The sequence below is a fragment of the Wolbachia endosymbiont (group A) of Philonthus cognatus genome (genome assembly GCF_947251755.1).
In the GTDB taxonomy this organism is placed as follows: Bacteria; Pseudomonadota; Alphaproteobacteria; order Rickettsiales; family Anaplasmataceae; genus Wolbachia; species Wolbachia pipientis.
Genome location: NZ_OX366388.1, coordinates 1,564,411 through 1,585,330, shown reverse-complemented (window position 1 = coordinate 1,585,330; position 20,920 = coordinate 1,564,411). Strand labels below are relative to the sequence as shown.

The 20,920-nt window shown below is 35.2% G+C and carries 18 protein-coding genes and 2 pseudogenes; 8 read left to right on the top strand and 12 right to left on the bottom strand.

Annotated elements, in window-relative coordinates:
- Positions 1-74: 74 nt before the first annotated feature.
- From OPR21_RS07295 to OPR21_RS07280, 4 genes and pseudogenes are all read right to left on the bottom strand, one after another.
- Positions 75-907 (bottom strand): annotated as a pseudogene (locus OPR21_RS07295) (IS5 family transposase).
- An 86-nt stretch (positions 908-993) separates the two neighbouring features.
- Positions 994-1,826, bottom strand: a protein-coding gene (locus tag OPR21_RS07290) for an IS5 family transposase (RefSeq protein ID WP_265029708.1) whose coding sequence is annotated in 2 segments (ribosomal slippage) — positions 994-1,460 and positions 1,460-1,826 — 834 coding nt in all. Because the reading frame shifts where the segments join, the coding sequence is not laid out codon by codon here.
- A 59-nt stretch (positions 1,827-1,885) separates the two neighbouring features.
- A pseudogene (locus OPR21_RS07285) lies at positions 1,886-2,050 on the bottom strand (phospholipase D family protein); the annotation flags it as partial.
- Positions 2,051-2,906: 856 nt separating this feature from the next.
- The gene (locus OPR21_RS07280; protein WP_022626161.1) at positions 2,907-3,731 is read right to left on the bottom strand and encodes a hypothetical protein; all 825 of its coding nucleotides are present in this window, start codon (positions 3,729-3,731) and stop codon (positions 2,907-2,909) included.
- Positions 3,732-3,898: 167 nt separating this feature from the next.
- Between OPR21_RS07280 and OPR21_RS07275 the strand changes: the two genes are divergently transcribed.
- The 4 genes from OPR21_RS07275 to OPR21_RS07260 are packed head-to-tail and all read left to right on the top strand — an operon-like array spanning position 3,899 to position 6,210.
- Positions 3,899-4,537 (top strand): HAD family hydrolase, encoded by a 639-nt coding sequence (locus OPR21_RS07275; RefSeq protein ID WP_077188431.1) that lies wholly within the window; start codon positions 3,899-3,901, stop codon positions 4,535-4,537.
- Positions 4,537-5,031 (top strand): RDD family protein, encoded by a 495-nt coding sequence (locus OPR21_RS07270; RefSeq protein WP_077188432.1) that lies wholly within the window; start codon positions 4,537-4,539, stop codon positions 5,029-5,031. The genes OPR21_RS07275 and OPR21_RS07270 overlap by 1 nt, the downstream gene beginning before the upstream one ends.
- Before the next feature lie 59 nt (positions 5,032-5,090).
- Positions 5,091-5,567, top strand: coding sequence for a bacterioferritin (bfr, locus tag OPR21_RS07265; protein WP_077188433.1), 477 nt, complete (start codon positions 5,091-5,093; stop codon positions 5,565-5,567).
- 1 nt (position 5,568) lies between these two features.
- Positions 5,569-6,210, top strand: a complete 642-nt coding sequence (locus tag OPR21_RS07260; protein WP_077188434.1) for an SURF1 family protein — start codon at positions 5,569-5,571, stop codon at positions 6,208-6,210.
- Positions 6,211-6,402: 192 nt separating this feature from the next.
- Here OPR21_RS07260 and tnpC read toward each other — a convergent pair whose 3' ends face one another.
- The 4 genes from tnpC to OPR21_RS07240 form a co-directional block, all read right to left on the bottom strand.
- Positions 6,403-7,746: an IS66 family transposase gene (gene tnpC, locus OPR21_RS07255; RefSeq protein WP_265022247.1), complete on the bottom strand. Its 1,344-nt coding sequence runs from the start codon at positions 7,744-7,746 to the stop codon at positions 6,403-6,405.
- Positions 7,747-8,140: 394 nt separating this feature from the next.
- On the bottom strand, positions 8,141-8,290 hold the full coding sequence (locus OPR21_RS07250; protein WP_236514320.1) for a hypothetical protein: 150 nt from the start codon (positions 8,288-8,290) through the stop codon (positions 8,141-8,143).
- Positions 8,291-8,344: 54 nt separating this feature from the next.
- Entirely contained in the window at positions 8,345-10,063 is a 1,719-nt protein-coding gene (locus OPR21_RS07245; RefSeq protein WP_077190578.1) for a monovalent cation:proton antiporter-2 (CPA2) family protein, read from the bottom strand.
- 5 nt (positions 10,064-10,068) lie between these two features.
- Positions 10,069-10,641 (bottom strand): thioredoxin family protein, encoded by a 573-nt coding sequence (locus OPR21_RS07240; RefSeq protein ID WP_006279694.1) that lies wholly within the window; start codon positions 10,639-10,641, stop codon positions 10,069-10,071.
- Positions 10,642-10,749: 108 nt separating this feature from the next.
- On the opposite strand from OPR21_RS07240, the gene tmk reads away from it, so the two are divergent.
- Entirely contained in the window at positions 10,750-11,340 is a 591-nt protein-coding gene (gene tmk, locus OPR21_RS07235) for a dTMP kinase (protein ID WP_236515193.1), read from the top strand.
- Here tmk and OPR21_RS07230 read toward each other — a convergent pair.
- From OPR21_RS07230 to OPR21_RS07215, 4 genes are all read right to left on the bottom strand, one after another.
- Positions 11,333-12,001 carry a hypothetical protein gene (locus tag OPR21_RS07230; RefSeq protein WP_010081999.1) on the bottom strand — a complete coding sequence of 223 codons (669 nt, stop codon included), beginning with the start codon at positions 11,999-12,001 and terminating at the stop codon, positions 11,333-11,335. The genes tmk and OPR21_RS07230 overlap by 8 nt on opposite strands.
- Positions 12,002-12,156: 155 nt before the next feature.
- Positions 12,157-13,995 (bottom strand): ATP-dependent zinc metalloprotease FtsH, encoded by a 1,839-nt coding sequence (gene ftsH, locus OPR21_RS07225; protein WP_236514318.1) that lies wholly within the window; start codon positions 13,993-13,995, stop codon positions 12,157-12,159.
- Between the two features lie 12 nt (positions 13,996-14,007).
- The gene (gene tilS, locus OPR21_RS07220) at positions 14,008-15,303 is read right to left on the bottom strand and encodes a tRNA lysidine(34) synthetase TilS (protein ID WP_236514317.1); all 1,296 of its coding nucleotides are present in this window, start codon (positions 15,301-15,303) and stop codon (positions 14,008-14,010) included.
- A 184-nt stretch (positions 15,304-15,487) separates the two neighbouring features.
- Entirely contained in the window at positions 15,488-15,967 is a 480-nt protein-coding gene (locus OPR21_RS07215; protein ID WP_010081889.1) for an OmpA family protein, read from the bottom strand.
- A gap of 275 nt (positions 15,968-16,242) precedes the next feature.
- On the opposite strand from OPR21_RS07215, the gene OPR21_RS07210 reads away from it, so the two are divergent.
- The 3 genes from OPR21_RS07210 to mnmA all read left to right on the top strand — a co-directional run bounded on the left by OPR21_RS07210 (position 16,243) and on the right by mnmA (position 20,193).
- Positions 16,243-17,664: a gluzincin family metallopeptidase gene (locus tag OPR21_RS07210; protein WP_077188438.1), complete on the top strand. Its 1,422-nt coding sequence runs from the start codon at positions 16,243-16,245 to the stop codon at positions 17,662-17,664.
- A 23-nt stretch (positions 17,665-17,687) separates the two neighbouring features.
- The gene (locus tag OPR21_RS07205) at positions 17,688-18,764 is read left to right on the top strand and encodes a rod shape-determining protein (RefSeq protein WP_236514315.1); all 1,077 of its coding nucleotides are present in this window, start codon (positions 17,688-17,690) and stop codon (positions 18,762-18,764) included.
- Between the two features lie 316 nt (positions 18,765-19,080).
- Positions 19,081-20,193, top strand: coding sequence for a tRNA 2-thiouridine(34) synthase MnmA (gene mnmA, locus OPR21_RS07200; RefSeq protein ID WP_265029902.1), 1,113 nt, complete (start codon positions 19,081-19,083; stop codon positions 20,191-20,193).
- Positions 20,194-20,920 lie beyond the last annotated feature (727 nt).

Sequence of the window (20,920 nt, the reverse complement as noted above, 5' to 3'; positions counted from 1 at the left end):
GTAGGACTGCTGTCATTCCAGTCTGGAATCTAGTTCTTATTGTACATTTAGAGGTTGTCCGGAAACTAGTAAATTCAAGCATATTCCCTCTTTAACATAACCCTACTCATAGCTAGGTATATGAAATTCTCAGTGGATGTTGTGAGTAAATCATACTCCTTCGATAGCCTTCTATTCCTATTAACCCAAGCAAAAGTCCTTTCTACAACCCATCTTCTTGGCTGTACTTTAAACCCTTGTTCTCTTGTTGGTAGTAGCTCAGGTGGCGTATCTTTGTGCACCCAAAATCTACATGGAGGCCTTGTAACAATTTCAATATCTATGTCATATTCTTCCTTTATGTGATTCTTTAAATTTCTTCCTTGGTATCCCATGTCAGCCCACATTTTTTTAACTTTAGTATATTTTGTTCTCATATTGTTTAATGCTATTTTAATACCATCTCTATCATTTTCGTTAGCAGCGCCTACGTAACAACCTAGTATAAAACCCTGAGTGTCTGTAATTATATGCCTTTTTCTACCCTTTACTTTTTTACTTCCATCATAGCCTTTGATCCCCCCTTTTCTGTAGTCTTTACAGATTGACTATCTACTATACAGGCACTCGGCTGCTCATTCCTTCCTATTTTTCTTCTACTATATTTTGTAATTTCATAATTCATTTTCTCAAAAATTCCCTGCTTCTTCCATTGCCTGAACTGCTCATACACAGTCTTCCATAGCGGAAAATCATTTGGTAAATACCGCCATTGACACCCTGTACGCAATACATAGAAAATTGCTTCTAATATTTCTCTTTTGCTATACTTTGGCGGCCTTCCTCCTTTCTTGTATGATACTCTGAAGTGTTTTTCTATTCTTGCCCATTCCCTTTCGCTTAGATCTGTTGGATACTTTTTTCTCATCTTTACCCCGTACTAAAATTTCAGATATTATAGCCTTTTACTTGTTTCCGGACAACCTCTTAGAGGTTGTCCGGAAACTAGTAAACTTAGGCATATTCCCTCCGTAACATAACCCTACTCATAGCCAGATATATGAAACTTTCAGTAGATGTTGTAAGTAAATCGTACTCTTTTGATAGTCTTCTATTCCTATTGATCCAAGCAAAAGTCCTTTCTACCACCCACCTTCTCGGCTGTACTAAAAATCCAGGATCCCGTTGTGGCAATAGTTCTAGTGGTGTATCTTTATGCACCCAAAACCTACATGGAGGCCTTTTCACAATTTCAATATCTATGCCATATTCTTCCTCTATATGGGTTTTTAAATCTTTTCCTTGGTACCCCATATCAGCCCACATTTTTTTTACTTTAGTATATTTTGTTCTCATATTGTTTAATGCTATTTTAATACCATCTCTATCATTTTCATTAGCAGCTCCTACGTAACAACTTAGTATAAAACCCTGAGTATCTGTAATTATATGTCTTTTTCTCCCCTTTACCTTTTTCGCACCATCATAACCTTTGACCCCCCTTTTTCCGTGGTTTTTACCGACTGACTGTCCACTATGCATGCGCTCGGCTCTTCATTTCTTCCCATTTTTGACCTACTATATTTAGTGATATCATAGTTCATTTTCTCAAAAATCCTCTGTTTCTTCCATTGCCTAAACTGCTCATATACAGTCTTCCATAGCGGAAAATCATTTGGTAAATACCGCCATTGGCACCCTGTACGCAATACATAGAAAATTCCCTCTAACATTTTTCTTTTACTATATTTTGGCGGTCTTCCTCCTTTTTTGTATGATACTCTGAAGTACTTCTCTATTTGTGCCCATTCCCTTTCACTTAGATCTGTTGGATACTTTTTTCTCATCTTTACCCCATACTAAAATTTCAAATATCATAGCCTTTTACCTGTTTCCGGACAACCTCTAAGATAGATTTTTTAGACTGATCTATTACGTTGATTATCGGTACAGCACAATCTTCTCCAGGTGAAAAGCAAACCGTAGCTTTTGGGCAGGGCGAAAATATAAAACCCGCATAGTAATACAGAGAAAAACACATTAACAAGAATAAAAAGTGAAAAAGCCTCACAACAACCCACCCCCGGATATACGGCGATAGGCTACATTATAATTTAATCACCTGTCAATAGACTTCTTGCATAGTTTTTGGCAACAACCGTTAGAAACGAAAAAACTTACTTGACAAACTCCGCCAGCCCCCTTATCATGAAACTGAAGGTATTCAGTTATCTTCATCTGTGCAGATTAAACAGCAAGAAAACAACGTAGTTGGCGTCTTATTTTTAATTTTTTGCACTATGTGCACCTTATGTCTTCACAATATTTCTAGGTTTTTACCTACACAAGCTGAAACGCGCTTATAAGTCGTTTAAGACAGTATAGTACGCCAATTTGCAGGATTAGGGAGTGACAACTAGCTAACACGGGGTTTCTTTTGCCTTTTTTTCTGCTTAGTAAATTTCTTAAACATTTAAACTAAGGTGAGTTGCATTTAAAAGCAGCTAAATTGCAGTGTTTAAGACTTAAAAAACGCCAATGTTCTAAAATAGATATTAGCTGGGGCTTCTTTTGCCTTTTTTTCGCTTGGTAAATTTCTTAATGTTTATAGCTAACATGAAGCTAAGTACGAACTTTGTTAAATACAACAAATGGTGTCATCCCAGTGCTCCTTTTTTTGTCATCCGAGTAGCTGACACTGGGATCTATTTTGCATGTAACTCCAATTGTGTTTTGGCATAAAACGCGACGCGTATTAGACTTATTTGCAAGCAAAGCTTGCTAGATCCAAGTAGTCAGGGCACTGGGATGACATCATAGGGACACTGGGATGACACCCTGACAATCGTCATCCCGCTACTTGTTAGCGGATGAGATACCGCGGCGGTATGACGGTTCGTGGCGGTATAATGAAGCTTGAAAGCGGATCACCTTTCACGACCCGTGTTTACTTCATTCACTTTAGGAGTATTAACAGGCGTTATTGCCGGGTTCTCAAGCTTTGTTGCCTGCTTCAAACCCTCGCTTACACTTTTGTCCTTTAAAATTTCATCAAGCTGCTTACTCTTTTGTTGCTCTTCGTTATTTGACGTATCTCTTTGAGCATCTTCTTTCATGCCACGAGCATTCTCTACATCCTTTTCACCTTCACCTAAAAATTTTTCTAATATTTTCTTAACAAAGCGCTTCAGAAGACTCAAAAACCCTTCTTCTTTTTGATTTTCTTGTGGTTGAGGCGTGTTATCTTTTTTGTCCGGCTCAGTGTTGAGCTTCTCTTTTACAGAACTCTTGCTCACTGAGGGATTAACGGTTTGTGAATCGTGCTCTGATGCTGTTTGCACAGAAGCTTCAGTAGTCTTTTTTTGTGTATTATGTTCAAGGTCTTTAACTGCTGTTGTAGTTTTTCTCGGAGTGTCTTGGAGTTTTTTGTCACTTTTTGGCTCTGCAACTTTTTCACTTGTGAAGATGCCCTTCCCTTTATATTGTTGGTCAAGCTCAGCAATTCTTTCAAAATCTTGACGTACTTTTTCATCTGCACGTCCTTTTTGACTTTCAAATTTCTGACTCAATTCTGCAACGTTTTTCATTTTGTTCTCAAGCTCCTTACTTTTCACAGCTTTTAGAGCCTCTGTTCCTTTTGCGATATAATTAACCTTCTTTTCTAATGAGGTACCTTCTGGAAAAGCACCTGGAGAACGTTCAAAAACATCTTTAAACTTTTTTTCAACACTTTCTTTAGATGTCTGGGCCATACCTGTTACCTATTAAAACATATCATATAATCAGTATATTAGCTAATTATATAAAAAACAGTTAACATAACTTGTGGTAAAAAGTGTTTATCAAGGGCGTCCTATTTATATCTTTTTCATTAAAATGCTATTTACTTATTAAGTTAAAATGTATAATTATGTAAGAAATGAAAGATAGCCCATTAGTAGTAGTATTCGATTGGGATAATACCTTAGTTGACACTCAAGATAACATTTTTAATGCTATTAAGCATACCATAAACTCAATGGGGTATAGTAATAAAGCTGCTGATAGAAATTCCCATGAGTCGAGAAAGAGCTATATGGTCAATTTGTTTGGCGATCAGTGGAAAAAAGCAAATCACATATATCAACAATACTTAGATAATGCGCTATTACAAAACATTGCTCTGAATCAAGGAGTAGAGGAAATGTTGCAGACACTGAAAAGCCACAATGTTTATCTAGCAATAGTAAGTAATAAGAAAAATACTAATTTACGTGAAGAAGTTACCTATTTTAAACTAGATTCTTACTTTGAAAGAGTGGTTGGGTCATGCGATACTGCAGAAGATAAACCATCTGCAACCCCACTGCTATTTGCATTAGAAGAGAGTACGTTGCCTATAAATAGAGAAAATGTGTTTTTCGTTGGTGATAGCATCACAGATGTTCTGTGTGCACAAAATGCCAATTGTTTACCTATTATATACGGTCAATCAATAAGCGGTTATGAAGATTTGTTATGTTTTCAACATTTTGATAAACTTACAGATTTTGTAATAAAGTATTTAGAAGATAGGTAATGACCGCTGTTACAGAGATTGCCAGTATAACAAGACGCTTTTGCGCGTATTTAATAGATGTAGCAATTTTATTAATTCCAACTTTATTAATTATACTGCTATTAGAGGATTCTCCGTTGATCTTACATCTATCATACATGTGTGTAAATTGTAGTTACTTCACATATTTTATATCTTCAAAGGCCCAAGCAACTCCCGGTCAACAGTTAATGAATATGTATACTATCAATTTAGATAATTCTAAAATAGACTTGAATTTAGCGTTTGACAGAAGCTCTTCCCAGTTTTTTCTTCCTTTGTTAAACAGTGTAGTAGTTGTCCTTACTGAATTTTTGCGAGATCAGGAAGTATTAGTGAATGTCTTGAGTGCATTGAAAGTAATTATAGTGCTACTCACTCTCTGCTGGTATCTAGTTGCTTGCTTCTCTAAGAAAAAACAGACATACCACGACATGCTATTTAATACGGTTGTTATCAAAGGAACTATTAAATGAGTTGCTATAACTATCGTTATCATATAAATTATGCTGATGAATTGAACTAAGGGAAGATTATGAATGAAGAGATAGTAAAACATTTGAACAAATTATTGACCAATGAGCTGACTTCTGTACGCCAGTATCTTTTGCATTTTGCGATTCTCAAAAACAATGGAATTAATAGACTTGCAGAAAAGGTAAAAAATGAGCTTAACGAAGAACTTGAACATGCAAACAAGTTGGCAGAAAGAATTTTGTTATTTAAAGGAGTCCCAAATTTTCAGGATACAAACGAAATATCAAAGTATGATGGAAAGTTTACAAAAGACACAATACGGAAAATCTTAGAAGCTAATTTGAAATTAGAGGGAAAAGGTATTAAGGATATCAAAGAAACGATTTCTATCGCTGAGAAAGAAAAGGATTTTGTTAGTGTAATGTTATTAGAAGAGATGTTAAAAAATGAAGAAGAGCACTTTCATTGGATTGAGAAACAGATCGATCTTATTGAACTAATGGGTGTTGAAAACTATTTAAGAACACAAATATAGAGTGTTAAAAAAGATAGTATTTATTTTAATTATACCTTGCTCACTTCTTTTTTTATTAGGGTTATGGCAAATATTCAGATTGAACTGGAAGAATAATATTATTAAAAGTATGAGTCTTCCAGTGGTTCATCTATTGCCCAATAACGACCTTGAAAAATTTAACTATAGGCATGTCAAGATTGATGGGATTCTAAGTGATATAGAACTATATGTTTTTGCAGGGCAACACGGCTATCACGTGCTGTCTCCTATGTTGCTCACCACTGGACGTTACATGTTGGTGAATAAAGGAATAGTTAGAGAAAAAAAGGAGAAAAAAGTAAAAATTGAAAAAGTAGTTGCAGATGGAATTTTATATTGCGATAGCAATAAAAGTAAAAATTGGTTTATCAAGAACGATACTGCTTCGAATACATGGTTTACCCTGAGTACAGAAGAAATTTCCAATGAGTTAGGTATTAAGCTAGAGAAGTGTGTATTGTGGCCGAACAATTTTGGCAGCAAAGTAGCTATACAGCCAATGAAGCATTTGGAATATGCAATCACTTGGTTTGCACTTTCCTTAACTTGGTTGATTATGTGCGTAATTTACTATAGGCAAAACCTCAATGTATCTGTTCAGCAGGGTGGCAAAATAAGGTAGACGAAAAAAGACAACTATAGGAACAAATGGGTGTCATGCCAGTGCGTGACACTGGCATCCAGTCCTTTTGCACAGTTCCATCAAAAACGTTGTAAAGCGCTTTCGTGTTTACCAACTTAGTGCCCAATCTGGATCCCAGTGGGCTTTGTTGCATCGCTACTTATGAAGTAACCGTTCACGGAATATTCCCAATTAGGCAGGAATAGCGACTAAATTCTGTAGTTTCTGGACAGGATTCTGATCATTCAAACGTGCAGTCAAAAATATCGAAAGCATTCTTTCAATGAACTTTTCTCCACGTTCTGACCAAGTGAAAAAACTATTTTTACGATAAATGACGTACCGTCTAGCCTGACGTTCTGCAAGGTTATTGGTTGTCTCGATCAGATCAGGATTGCGCACGAATCTCCACATCATATCTTCAGAACGTAGTATATTGGCAGCCATTCTCGAGGCCTGAGTTCCTTTTGCAACCCTTGTTATCTCTCGCAAAAAATGTTTCACCCTTTTTCGAATCTTCCTCATTAACCGGAAAAATCTTAAATTGTCTATCAGGTTTTGTTTACGTGCTCTATCTACCACAAATACCCTGTTGCTCAGCGATTTTAATGCTGCGCCAATTCTGCTCACTTCAACATTTTTACTGTAAAAAAACCTTTCAAAGTCCCTTGCTAAATGGGCCCAGCATATCTGTCTGTTTTCACGATTAAAGTAATTATACGCAGCATACCTATCGCTTATAACTATTCCATCATACTCTGGCAATAGCCCTTTTAATATCTTCTTTCCGCGAGATCCAACTAACTTCATAAGTGTTGCTGTTTTATTCGTTACTACCCAACTCCAACCTTTCTTTCCCTGGTTCCTATGGCTTGTTTCATCTATATGTAAATACTTGCTTTTCCGTAGCTCTTCTCTTATTTTTTCGTATTCAGATATACATTTTTCTGATACTCTACCCTCGGTCTTTGATACCAAACCTAGGCTTATATTCAGATTAAATATGCTGCTCAAAATTTGCTGTACTTCCCTTTTTGAATTGATAAAAAATCCACTAAAACTGCTAATTACTGCTTTTGCATTAGCTCCTAAAAGATCCCTTGTCACACCTTCAGGCAGACTAGCTGAGATCCTTTTCTTACACGCCTTACAGTAGCCTTTTTGTAGCCTATATTCAGTCACTATCGGTTTAATTTTTGGCAATTCAACCTTTTGATGCACAGTTTCTTCTTCTAAAATAACTTGGCTTCCACACATGCAAATTGTATCAATTGAACATTTTACCACCTCATCTGCTACCATCAATTCCCGCTTGTGCGCTTCATGTCCTGGCTGCCCGCCTGGTTTTTTATCGCTCTTCTTTTTTGTCTTTTTGCGATATACATCTTGCGATGGTGGCAGCGATGAATTTTTTGAATTTAAACCCAGCTTATCCTCTAGCTCAATTATTTTTGTCCTTAACTTATCATTCTCTGCTTTCAGAGTACCAACTTCTGACTCCAATACCACAATCTTTTCTTGTAGCACCTCTATCATCAACCCCTCATCTATCTAGTTTATTGTTTTTTATACTAATTATGCAATTTTTGTAAACTACTTTCTTATACCGTGAATGGACAAAGTTGATAAGCCTAAACGCCATCATGTCTTTAGGAGAGTCTGCTAATGAAGGCTCTTAAGTTGACGCCATTGCGTGAACGGTTACCTTATGAAAGGCTAACTATAGTTAGGATTATAAGCAACCTATTGAAAATCTTGTTTTTTTGCAATCAATCTGATCAAATTTAAGAATAGTAATTTGTTATTTATATTAATAAATTTAATTCTATTGAAAATAGCTAAAGCATTGAAATTCTTGAATTTTAGCCAGATTAGTGAGTGGTAGTGAAATTTCTTTTACTCAAATTTAGGTATTCACTGACCGTTCTTGTTATAAATACCAGAATAATAAGCTACTGATATTCCCTATCTTTTTTATCTTTAATCCATCATAGCTAGCGATGCAACAAAGCCATCCCAGTGTCACGCACTGGGATGACAAGAAAGGGAGCACTGGAATTTTTGTTTCAGCATTAGCCATGCATCTGACCTCAACAAAGCTTGAAGCTTTCTGTACATAAAATTAGAGAAGTAGTTATTCATCTTTATCACTACCAAGGTCTTTTAACATACTATAATTGCCTTTTCTAAATCTACTTTTTAAAGACGTAACTCCACTTTCGCTAATACCACTAAGGCTCAGTGCAGCTCCACCTAGCTGCAATCCTATCTCAGATGTTTCAGGAATAATTTTACTAGCTCCTAGATCTCTATAAACCTCCACATTACTCAGATCTGGTAAGCGTATTACAATATTTACATGCGGAAAATTTGCTGCAACTAAAGAAACAACTTTTTTTATAGTAACTTCATTCTTTATTGAAATAACGAGAGCTTGAGCTCTTTCTATTCCTACCGATTTTAAAATTTCACATCTTGTAACATCTCCAAGATATATAGGAAAACTATCACTTTTTCCTTCTTTGACTATTTTCGATTGAATATCTACAACAACGTAACTTAAATGCTCTGCAGTAAGCATTTTTGTTACCATATATCCCACTCTACCAAATCCAGCAACTATCACATGGTTATAAAGATCTTGTGTATCTGTTTCAACAGCTTCATCATCTAATATTGTTTTCTCAGTGCTAAATGAGTTTGCTATCCAATCTCCAAGCCCCGATAAAAGAGGAGTGAAAGCCATGGTTACTGTAGTTACCATCATAAGTACTTGAGCGATTTCACTTGGTAGCACATTTAGCTCATCTGCTAAGCGAAATAAAATAAACGCAAATTCACCGCCTTGTGAAAGCAGTAACCCAGCTTGTATAGCAGGTGCACTCTTAAACCCAAAAAATCTACACAATATATATATGATAGATGTTTTTAAAACGATAAGGATAATCGATAATAAGGTGATTAGTGGTAACTTATTGAGTAAAAGTTCGGTATTGATGGACATACCAACAGTCATGAAAAATAAGCCAAGAAACAAATCTTTAAATGGTAGTACCGCGTGTTCCACTGAGTGTCTGTATTCTGTTTCTGCAACTAACAATCCAGCGACAAATGCACCTAATGCCAACGATAAATGGAATTGCTCAGTAATAAATGCTGCTCCTAATACTATTAAAAGCGTTGTTGATATAAAGACCTCATTACTTTCCATTTTAGCAATAACCGAAAATAAAGGTCTAAGCAATAATCTACCAGTTATAAATATCAGCACTAATGCAATAGCTGCTTGCACCAATGAACCTGCCAATGAGCTTATCAGGCTGTGCTCAGAATTGCCAGTAAGTAAAGGTACCAATACTATTAATGGTACCACTGCAAAATCTTGCATTAATAGCACTGCTATCGACAATCTACCAACCTGACTTGCTTGAGAACCTTTTTCTTGCAGAACCTGCAACACTATTGCTGTTGAGGATAGCGCAAGCCCACCACCAATAACTGTTGCTATATTCGTATTCACTCCGAAAGCAAGAGCGATGCACCATATTGCTACCATGGTAACTATAACTTGAAGAGAACCGAACCCAAATACATGAATACGCATAGCGATCAGGCGTTCAAATGTCAATTCAAGGCCTATAATGAATAATAGAAAAACTACACCAAATTCTGCAAGATTATCCATTGCTTCAGCTGAGTGTATCAGATTAAATCCGTGAGAACCAATAACTGCACCTGCAACGAAGTAACCAAGCACTGGACTAATATTCATTTTCCAAAATGCTATGACTATAAACACAGCAGCAGAAAGTAAAATTATAATATCAAACAAATGCTGAGAGCCACTGTGCATGATATTTAACCTGTAGAATTAGACCATTTAATTGAGCAGCCAATACTTGATTTTTGGTCAATTGGAGAATTACCAGTTTCTGCAATAAATTTCATAGCTTGAAATAAGTCACTACTTCCTACTTCATAGCTTTGAACCTTTTCTTTTTTTGTGTCGTTAAAACGTCCACGATAGCAAAGGTTTAAATTGGAATTAAAGCCGAAAAAGTCAGGAGTGCAAACAGCCCCGTATTCTTTAGCTATTTTCTGTGTACTATCAATTAAATATGGAAATGTAAACTTATTTTCCTTGGCAAAATTAATCATATTTTCAAAGGAATCTTCTGGATATTCATTTACATCATTTGGCATTATTGCAATGGTGTTTACCTGATAATCTTTTTTCAATTGATCAACATCGCTTACCAGATTGCTAATAATTGACTGAACGTAAGGACAGTGATTGCATATAAACATTATAATAAGACCATTTTTTCCACAACAGTCACTTAATGCATAATATTTATTGTCTACTCCCAAAAGATTAAAATCTTTTGCAGTAAAACTAAAATCAACTTTAGGAGTATTCAGAGCAACCATAGACTATTATTATACCACATGTAATTTACGGTCTTATTATTTAAATGTCAAACGGTTTCTATGTATACTGTTTGCATATTCTTTTTTAGTATTATAATTATAAAACTTATGTTCATAACTTTCGAAGGAATAGACGGCTCTGGTAAAACAACACAATCTAAGCTACTTGCAAATCATTTTAAGCAAATTCGCGGCGAAAATAATGTGGTATTGACTCGAGAACCAGGTGGCACTAACTTTGCAGAGAAGGTAAGAGGAGTATTGTTAACGAATAATATTGATTCTATTTCTGAACTCTTGCTACTTATCTCGATGAGGCGCGAACATATGAAAAAATTAATATTACCAGCTCTTGCAGAAGGAAAAATAGTGATTTGTGATCGGTTTATTGATTCAACTATTGCATATCAAGGATATGGGTTTGGAGTTGACTTAGGGCTAATAAGGGACTTACATAAGCTAGTGGAAATTAAATGTCCAGATATTACATTTATTCTAGATATTGATGTTAAAGTTGGGTTAAATAGAGCAAAAGACAAGAATAAATATGAAGAAATGGATGTTAATTTTTACAATAAGGTCAGAAAAGGATTTCAGGAAATAGCCATAAAAGAGCCCGTTAGGTGCAGTGTTATCACTGGAATTGAAACAAAAAATGATAATCACGTACACAATGAAATTATTGATAAAATCACCTAGCTTGTGATAGAAAATTATCAATTTCAGGTAACATTATTTCATATGAATAACTTTTTGTTTGAGTAGCTAAAAAATCCTGTATTTTGTCTGGATCTTCTTCACTTATCATCTTATATGCCCTTGCGAGGTTCATTAATTCACTTCTATTTTTTTTATTGCTTACTTCAGTAATAGTAAAAAATTGATCAAAATGGTCTAAGAGGTCTTTATTTTTTATTGAAGACACAATATCGTCAATTTCTTTCACATATAATGCAAGTTTGTGTGCTTTACTACGATCTTCAAAACAAAGATTAACAAGCACGTTGCGAAACCTATCTTTCGTAGTACTTCTCACTTCTGCTAATAAGGACTTAATATTTTCTTGGCAATGCACTCTCTTTACCGATTCAGCCGGTTCAACCATACCAAGAACATTCTTTACCAAAGATTTTTCTTCACAACTAAATATGAACATGTAATAACCCATCGATAAAGTGAAGAGCAAGAACATAGCCGGAAGTAAAAACGGAGCTAATACATTTTGTGACGCAGGGAAAATAAACCAGGTAACAGTTGCTATTGACACAGTTACAAATAATCCTGATAAACATAATTGTGCTTTTCTTCTATAATTCTGATCAATAACTGTACTTACACCAATAGAAGCTATATCAATCATTACTCACACCTCATTAAACATTAATACTAACTGAATGATAGCATTATTGTGATGAAAATGCAATATTATGAATATTTTAATATAATTTATATTGACAGTTACAATTCTAAATTGTTTTATTGCAGCGTTAGCTGATTAACATTTTTAAGATGAGGTCAACTCTCATAGAGAGAGGATTTTTTTATTTTCTCATTCTTCTCATTTTCCTCTCTAACAATTTTTTTTCCATTTAATATGTCCTTTATTTCATCTCCTGTTAAAGTTTCAAACTCCAGTAGATTTTCGGCAATGAGATCTAAGCCTTTCTTATGCTTGGTCAAAATCTCTTTTGCTTTTTCATAGCAAGAAGACACAACTTTCTTCACTTCTTCATCTATAAGTTTTAACGTATCTTCAGAAATTATCTCAGAACCATGCATGGTTTGTTCGCGATTGTGATAGATCGGACCTATTTTGTCACTCATTCCCCATTTTGTTACCATAGCGCGTGATAAATCAGATGCTTGTTTTATATCCGAAGATGCACCGCTTGTGACTTTATCGTAGCCAAAAATTAGCTCCTCTGCCACTCTTCCACCCATAGCAACAGTAATATCTGCTATCATCTTTTCTCTTGTGAGGGACACTCTATCTGTTTCTGGTAGTCTCATAACTAAACCGAGTGCTCTACCGCGTGGAATAATTGTTGCCTTGTGTATAGGATCAGAAGCAGGCATATTAACAGCAATTATCGCATGACCAGCTTCATGGTATGCAGTCAGTCTCTTTTCCTCTTCTGTCATAATTAGGGATCGTCTTTCTACGCCCATCATCACTTTATCACGTGCATATTCAAAATCGTCCATGGTAACAATCTTCTTGTTTCTTCTTGCAGCAATAAGTGCAGATTCGTTCACTAAATTTGCTAAATCAGCTCCAGAAAAGCCTGGTGTTCCTCTTGCAACTGTTTTCACGTTTACATCTGGTGCTATTGATATTTTCTTTATATGAGTATTTAATATCTTTTCACGCCCATTTATATCGGGTAAAGAAATAGTAATCTGTCGGTCAAAACGACCAGGTCTAAGCAGTGCTGGATCTAAGACATCCGGACGGTTAGTCGCAGCAATTATTATTACACCTTCATTAGACTCAAAGCCATCCATCTCAACTAATAACTGATTTAATGTTTGTTCTCTTTCATCATTGCCGCCACCAAGACCAATGCCACGATGTCTACCCACCGCATCTATTTCATCTATAAAAATTATACAAGGAGCATTTTTCTTGCCTTGATCAAACATATCACGAACACGACTTGCACCAACACCCACAAACATTTCAACAAAATCAGATCCAGAAATACTAAAGAATGGCACATTAGCTTCTCCTGCAATTGCACGAGCAAGTAAAGTTTTACCAGTTCCAGGAGAGCCAATCAAAAGGCACCCTTTTGGTATTTTTCCACCTAATATTTGAAATTTTTGCCTTTGTTTAAGAAAATCAACGATCTCTACTAGCTCTTCTTTTGCTTCATCAATTCCGGCAACATCATCAAATGTTACTTTTTTTCCACTAGTAATGAGTCTAGCCCTTGACTTGCCAAAGCTTATAGTTCTGTTGCCCCCCGCTTGTGTTTGTTTAAGAAAGAATAGCAAGAAGCCAATAAAGATAAATGTTGGGACCCATGAGATAAGTAATCCACCAATTACGTTCATGGCAGAATCTCCAGTTGAAAAGGAGAATCTCACTTTTCTATCATGTAAATTTTTTATTAGGTCGCTATATATGACACCGCTTGAATTGAAACTTGAACCGTCCCTGAACTTGCCTTCAATGCTCTGGTTTTTTATGACAATATTTTCTACATCATTGTCTTCTAATCTAGTTAAAAATTCCGAAAAAGGTATAATTGTTTTACTTTTACCTACATTTCCGCTGAACTGAATATAAGCAACTGAAATAAGAACAATAATTACTAACCAGATCAATAAGCCTTCTAAAAATTTTTTCATTTCTATTTCTAACTAAATACTAATCAAGCTTACCAAATTTTGTTTTATCGTGCTATTAATAATGCATTGAACCTTATCGTCATTGGTATTTTTTCCGTTATAATTTACATCAGGATAAGCAAGCACCTTTCCATCTTTTAGCACTACAGGCAAAGAATAGAAAACTTCAGGGCAGCAGTTGTAATCCTTCAGAAATTCAGGAACTTTTTGTGTTTTTTTTAATGGAGCGATGATAACTGAACACTCTTGATTTCCGAGTATTGTGCAGCTAAATCTGTTATCCCATTGAGTAGATTCATTTAAAGGTAGGTTTAAGGTAATTTCTTGTATCTTTGACGATTCTCTAATTATCAAGATATTTTCTCCATGTTTTCTTATTTTACACCCAGAAAGTGTACAGTTAACATTACTATCCTTTTGCAATATTTTATTAAATATTACGATAAGGCTGTTGTACCTTGGTTTATAATGTTTACTGGCAATTGCCATTATGGAGTAAAGAAGAAGCCTCAAGGCTATTTCCTCTGGCAATTGATAAAACTCACTTAGTTTAATTTCAATATAACCAAGATCATGCACATTAACGCAGTCATTAAACGCAAGGCGTGTGTAGTGCATCAACGCTTTTGCAGCTCTTTTCATATGAAGGGCTGTGAGGCATATTCGCTCTGTTAAAATCTCTTGATTATCACTTGCTTTAAGTAAGTTACGGTATAAAGTTCGCCTGTATTTTAAGTCATAGTTGCTTCTATCTTCGATCCATTTTAACCGATGAAGCTTAGCGTACTTTTCTATTTCACTACGACTAAAATTTAACAATGGCCTAAATATATAAATACCATTTAGGAAAGACTTGTAGTCCATTGATGATAATCCATCTACGCCACTACCTCGCTCTAATCTTAACAAGAACGTTTCTGCTTGATCATCTTTGTGATGAGCAACAAGTAAATATTTAACATTATTATTTTTACACCACTCTGCTAGTAACTTATACCGTGCTTTTCGTGCCTGTAACTGAATATTGCCTTTAATATTTTGCTTCTCCCAATTTAATATGAACGATTCCTTTGCTCCAAGTTCCTTTGCATAACTTACAACAAAATCAGCTTCTTTTTGAGACTCTGGACGTAACCCATGATTTACTGTTAATGCTGTAGGAAGTGAAAGCTTGTTTTTTTTTGCCCAGTTAGTCATTAAGTGCAGTAAGACTATACTATCTACACCACCTGATACTGCAACTGCAACTTGATTGTTATAGAAAGCAAAACTATTAACCACATTTTGAAATAATAACTCTAATTCCATTATGTCTCTTGATGGCCAGACAGGTCAGATCTCTTACGTCATACCGCGACTTATTTGTGGTATATATAGATCCCGCTAACAAGCAACGAAATATGACAAGTTTGTCCTTTTTTGTCTACCCCAGTGCCCTTTCTTTATGTCATCCCAGTGTTTGACACTGGGATCCAGGTTTTAATGCAAGAAACTATTTCTTTATTCCAGAAAATGAAAATTCCACTCTACGATTTTTAGCATGCTCTTTTTCATATTTAGAATTTCTAGAATCATCTTTTACATTAACCAAAGGCTCAGTTTCACCTTTAGAAGCAGTTTTTATTCTGTTTTCTATGTAGGGTGTACAACTAACCATAAATTTTTTAGCTGCATCTGCCCTTCTAGCGCCTAGCGCAAGATTATATTCATGAGAACCACGGTTGTCAGTGTGACCAGTTAAAGTAACCTTCGCGTCAGGGTTATCTTGTAACACCTCCATTACGTCAAGTAATGCATCTGCACTTACTTCAGCAATACTAGATTCATCATAACCAAAGAAAACTCTTTTATCACCTATCTGCTTAACAACAGAATTTATTTTATTTGTTGTATTTGCTCCTTTTTTTGGGCAAGAACTTACACCAGTAAGTAATAAACAAAAACAGCACATTATAACCAGTCTACTCCACATTACTAAACCTCCATAAATTTTAAATAGTGCGTAACTTTAATTTCAGTAGCTAATATCTCTCCATATTGTAATATAGTCAAGAGAAATAAAATACTAAATACTTTTTCTACAACCTTACAATTAATTTTCCTATAATATGCTGGACTCTGAGTAGAAAAATCCAATAAAAGAATAAAAAGTACAATTTTTTATTGTACTTTAAGCAAATATACTTTTAACTTTATTATTAATCTATTACGGTATTAAACAGATGTTTTCTAAAATAATGAACAAATATGCAATCTTATAAGTTTTTAGAGGAAGTATTATATAGGGTAAAGAATATCGAAAATACGCTAAAAGTACTAAACCAAAGCCAATTGAATATAGAGGACAAAGTTGAACAAATGAGCCTTCTAGAAGAAATCAGACATGAAATTATCTCTCATGACGTAATAAAGGAATCATTAGCAGATGCTCTTGGTAACAAAAAAAGTGCAAATACTCAGCAGCTAAAGTTAATAGAGAGAATACATAAGAGCAACAGTGCTGTTCCTATTGATTTAGTAAAATCTTTGTCCAAAGCTAAAGTTGAATGCCAAAGTTTATGGAGGCTAACCAATTCTGAAGCCAGTAACTTGGAAAAACTAAAAGAACGTTTTACTGATTTAATCAAACTCATTCGCGAAGTAGCTTCTATAAAATCGCAGCAATTAAAATGCTCAAAATACGACTCACTGCTTGCTGACTATGACTCTGATATCACAGAAAAGAATATAAAGGAAATATTTCCCAAGGTAGGCAAATTCTTTAGTGGAAATGTAGATAAAATAATTGAAAAGCAGAAAAAGGATAAGGTTACTAATATACAAAAAGTTGCTACTCAGAAGCAGATTGAACTTGGCTCGTCATGTTTACAGCAAATGGGTGTCGCACTGCATGAGGTTCGTACTTCTTATTACTACCCTATAGATTATGATGAATCTGACTTTTGTTATGGTTTATTTTCTCTTTTACGGCATAGTGGTTATGCAATTTATCAAAAATGTTTAGCGCAAAATTCTATAAGTAGCCCAATTACGAGACATGTTATGTATGAAACTCAAGGGTTATTCATGGAAAGGATGATTGGAACATCCAGAGAATTTATTGAGTTTATTCAACCACACATAAAAGAGAAATTTGCTATAAAAGGCAAAACTAACGAGAAAGTTAGCAGTGTTGAAAATTTGTACTTGATTTTCAATGAAATAAACCTTTCTTCTTTTTTAAAAAATGCAGATGAATTTAGTCTGTTAGCTCATATTATGTTGAGAACTAGGTTAGAACAAGATATAATAAATGGTACATTGGAAGTCAAAGACCTGCATGATGCGTGGCTGGAAGGTATGAAGCACTATAAAATTCCAGTAAAAGCTGAAAATGAGCTAAACACTTATTTTCAAGATGAATATTGGGCAAGCGGTGTTATGGGCTACTTTCCTATAAAAATTATTGCTTTAATTGCTGCTGTGCAGATTTTCTCTTGCGTTAAAAAGAATCATTACGAATCATTAAGTGCTATAATAAAAGGAGATTTTAGTTTACTTATCAGTTGGTTATCTCAAAATATATACAGTGCAAAGTGTGGCCTAGAACTGCTAAAAAAAGTAACAGGTAAGGGTTTAGACGTTGAGTGCTGCATTAGCTACTTATCTGGAAAGTATAATTTGTCTTAATAAATGATTTTCTTGAGTTGCGTATGAATTTTGTTCGAAAATTAACCGAAAAGTTTTGTAGTCTTTTCACTTTCAAAGGTTTATTTGCTAGCGATATTGCTATAGATCTTGGCACTGCAAACACTTTAGTTTATCAGAAAAATCAGGGAATAGTGCTTGATGAGCCTTCAGTTGTAGCAAGAATAAAAGAAAAAGGAAGCTACGTTCCTTATGCTTTTGGTAAAAAAGCTAAAATGATGCTTGGAAAAACGCCTGGAGAAATAGAGGCGATAAGGCCCTTAAAGGATGGAGTTATTGCTGATTTTAAAAGTGCGGAAGAAATGCTAAAATATTTCATACGCAGTGCAAACACAAAATTCACTGTTAATAAACCTAATATTATCATATGCGTTCCATCTGGATCCACGCCAGTTGAAAGGCGTGCTATACAAGATGCAGCAGAAAGTGCTGGTGCAAATGAAGTATTTTTAATTGAAGAACCAATGGCTGCAGCAATCGGAGCTGGGCTCCCGGTTACTGAACCTGAGGGTTCTATGATTGTTGATATAGGAGGCGGTACAACTGAAGTTGCAATTATTTCTTTAGGCGGAATTGTTTATTCACGTTCTGCCAGAGTAGGTGGCGATATTATGGATGAAGCAATAAAATCATATATTCGTGAAAATCATAAGTTATTAATCGGTGAAACAACCGCTGAGAAAATTAAGAAAAGCATAGGTTCAGCCAGTCTGCCAGGTGAAAATAACAAAGAGGGAATGATAATTAAAGGCAGGGATTTAGTGAGTGGCATGCCAAAAGAAATGCTTTTATCAGAATACCAAGTTGCAGAGAGTTTAATAGAGCCTGTACATCAGATAATTTCTGCTATTAAGACTGCGCTGGAGAGCACTCCACCTGAACTTTCTTCTGATATAGTCGATAGAGGAATAGTTTTATCCGGTGGTGGTGGATTATTACGTAATCTAGGTAAAGTTATCAGTGAAACAACAAAATTACCGGTTCGTGTTGCAGATGACCCACTTTGTTGTGTTGCCTTAGGTAGTGGAAAAGTGCTTGAAAACATGGATTATTTTGGCCATGTTTTATTCAAGCAAGATTAAATTATTTTTGAAGGTAGTTTATCGAATTGTTTTGATGGAATTATGTAATATAAATGAGATCCCAGTGTCATGCACCAAGTAATTTGAAGGCAACTTCTAGCAGAAAAGGGTGTCATCCGAGTAGCTAACACTGGGATCCAGGAAACTTGATTACAAATAAATATGCTGTTTTAATGAATTTGTGTAATAGAAGCTAGATTCCAGTGTCAGCTACTTTCATGACATCATCTACTATGTAAATTGCCCCCAAATCAAAACGTTTGCACAGTTGTATGTTGGAATGACACAAGATTTGCGTTTATAAATTAAGGCGATTATGCTAAAAGAATTTGAAATTGAACCTCTGCTAAAAGATAAAGCTCCGCACCAGACCAAGGCTGTTGTTGCAATGTCCGGTGGAGTTGATAGCTCCGTTGCTGCAGCACTGCTACATAACCTTGGGTACCAGGTGATAGGTGTGACTCTTCAACTCTATGGCACTGACGGTAATGCTAACGCAAGAAAGGGTGCATGCTGCGCTGGACAGGATATTTATGACGCTAAGCGTGTAGCTGAAAGTGTTGGCTTTCCTCACTATATTTTAAACTATGAGGAAATATTCAAAAAGGAAGTAATAGAGGATTTTGCGAGTACCTATATGCGTGGGGAAACTCCCATACCATGCGTGAGATGTAACCAAACGGTAAAATTTCGTGATCTATTGCAAGTTACAAAAAATCTTGGTGCGGATGTGCTCGTAACAGGACATTACGTGAGAAGGTTAGAAAAAAATGGTGAGGTAAAGTTGTGCAGAAGCATTGATAAAAGTAAAGATCAAAGTTATTTTTTGTTTGCTACAACTCAAGAGCAGTTAAAGCTTTTGCGATTTCCGCTAGGTGGGTTCTATAAAAGTGATATAAGAAAATTAGCAAAATATTTCAGTTTACAAATTTCTGAAAAGCCGGACAGTCAAGATATATGCTTTGTTTCCGAAAGCTATAGTAAAACAATAGCTAAATTAGCTCCACAATCTGTACAGAAAGGTAAAATAGTGGATGTTAATGGAAAAGTGCTAGGCGAGCACAGTGGCATAGTAAATTTTACAGTGGGGCAAAGAAAGGGCTTGGGTATCGCACACAATGAACCTCTTTATGTGATAAAAATTAATACAGAGAATAATGAGGTTATAGTAGGTCCGATCAACGCATTAATGCAAAAAAAAATATTGATCAAAGAGTTAAATTGGTTAGAACAACCAAAGGAAGGTATGGAAGTAACTGTGAAGCTGAGATCATCACATGCGGGAAGTTTAGCAACAATACATTCAACTGACGAAAAAAATAAAGCCTGTGTCATTTTAAACGACGATTACTTTGGCATCAGTCCAGGTCAAGCCTGTGTAGCGTATAAAGATGAGCAAGTAATTGGCGGTGGATGGATATGCTCTTAACTAAAAGCTTTAATGCAGAGTGTAAACATACAATAGACTTCTTGCATAACCATATAACATTGGGAATAGAAACGAAAAACTTCCTTGACAAACTCCGCCAGCCCCCTTATCATGAAACTGAAGCTATTGTATTTGCTTTCGCCAATCTGCAGATTAAAAGGTAAGGATTACTTAATGTATCGGCGTCTTATGTTCAATTTTTTGCAGTATATAGATACTGTATGTCTTTACAAAACTTCATCTACATCTAGATTTTTATCTAAATAAGCTGAACGCGCTTATAAAGCGTTACAAGACATCAAAAAATGCCAATACTCGACAGAGATAGTAAAAGACTAGCTAACTCGGGGATTCTTTGTCTTTTTTTCTGCTTAGTAAATTTCTTAAACATTTGCAGCGTAAGTTAGTTGCAATTAAAAGCAGCTAAATCTTGCTTGTCAAGCGTTTAAAACATAAAAAACGCCAATATTTTAAAGCAGATAATAACCCCAGGGCTTCTTTTGCCTTTTTTTTCGTTTGGTAAATTTCTTAATATTTATACGGAAGGTGTCATTCCAGTGCTTGACACTGGAATGGCTTTGTTGCATCGCTACTTATGAAAGGCTAACTATAATTAGGATTATAAGCAACTTATTGAAAATCTTGTTTTTTTTGCAATCAATCTGATCAAATTTAAGAATAGTAACTTGTTATTTATATTAATAAATTTAATTCTATTGAAAATAGC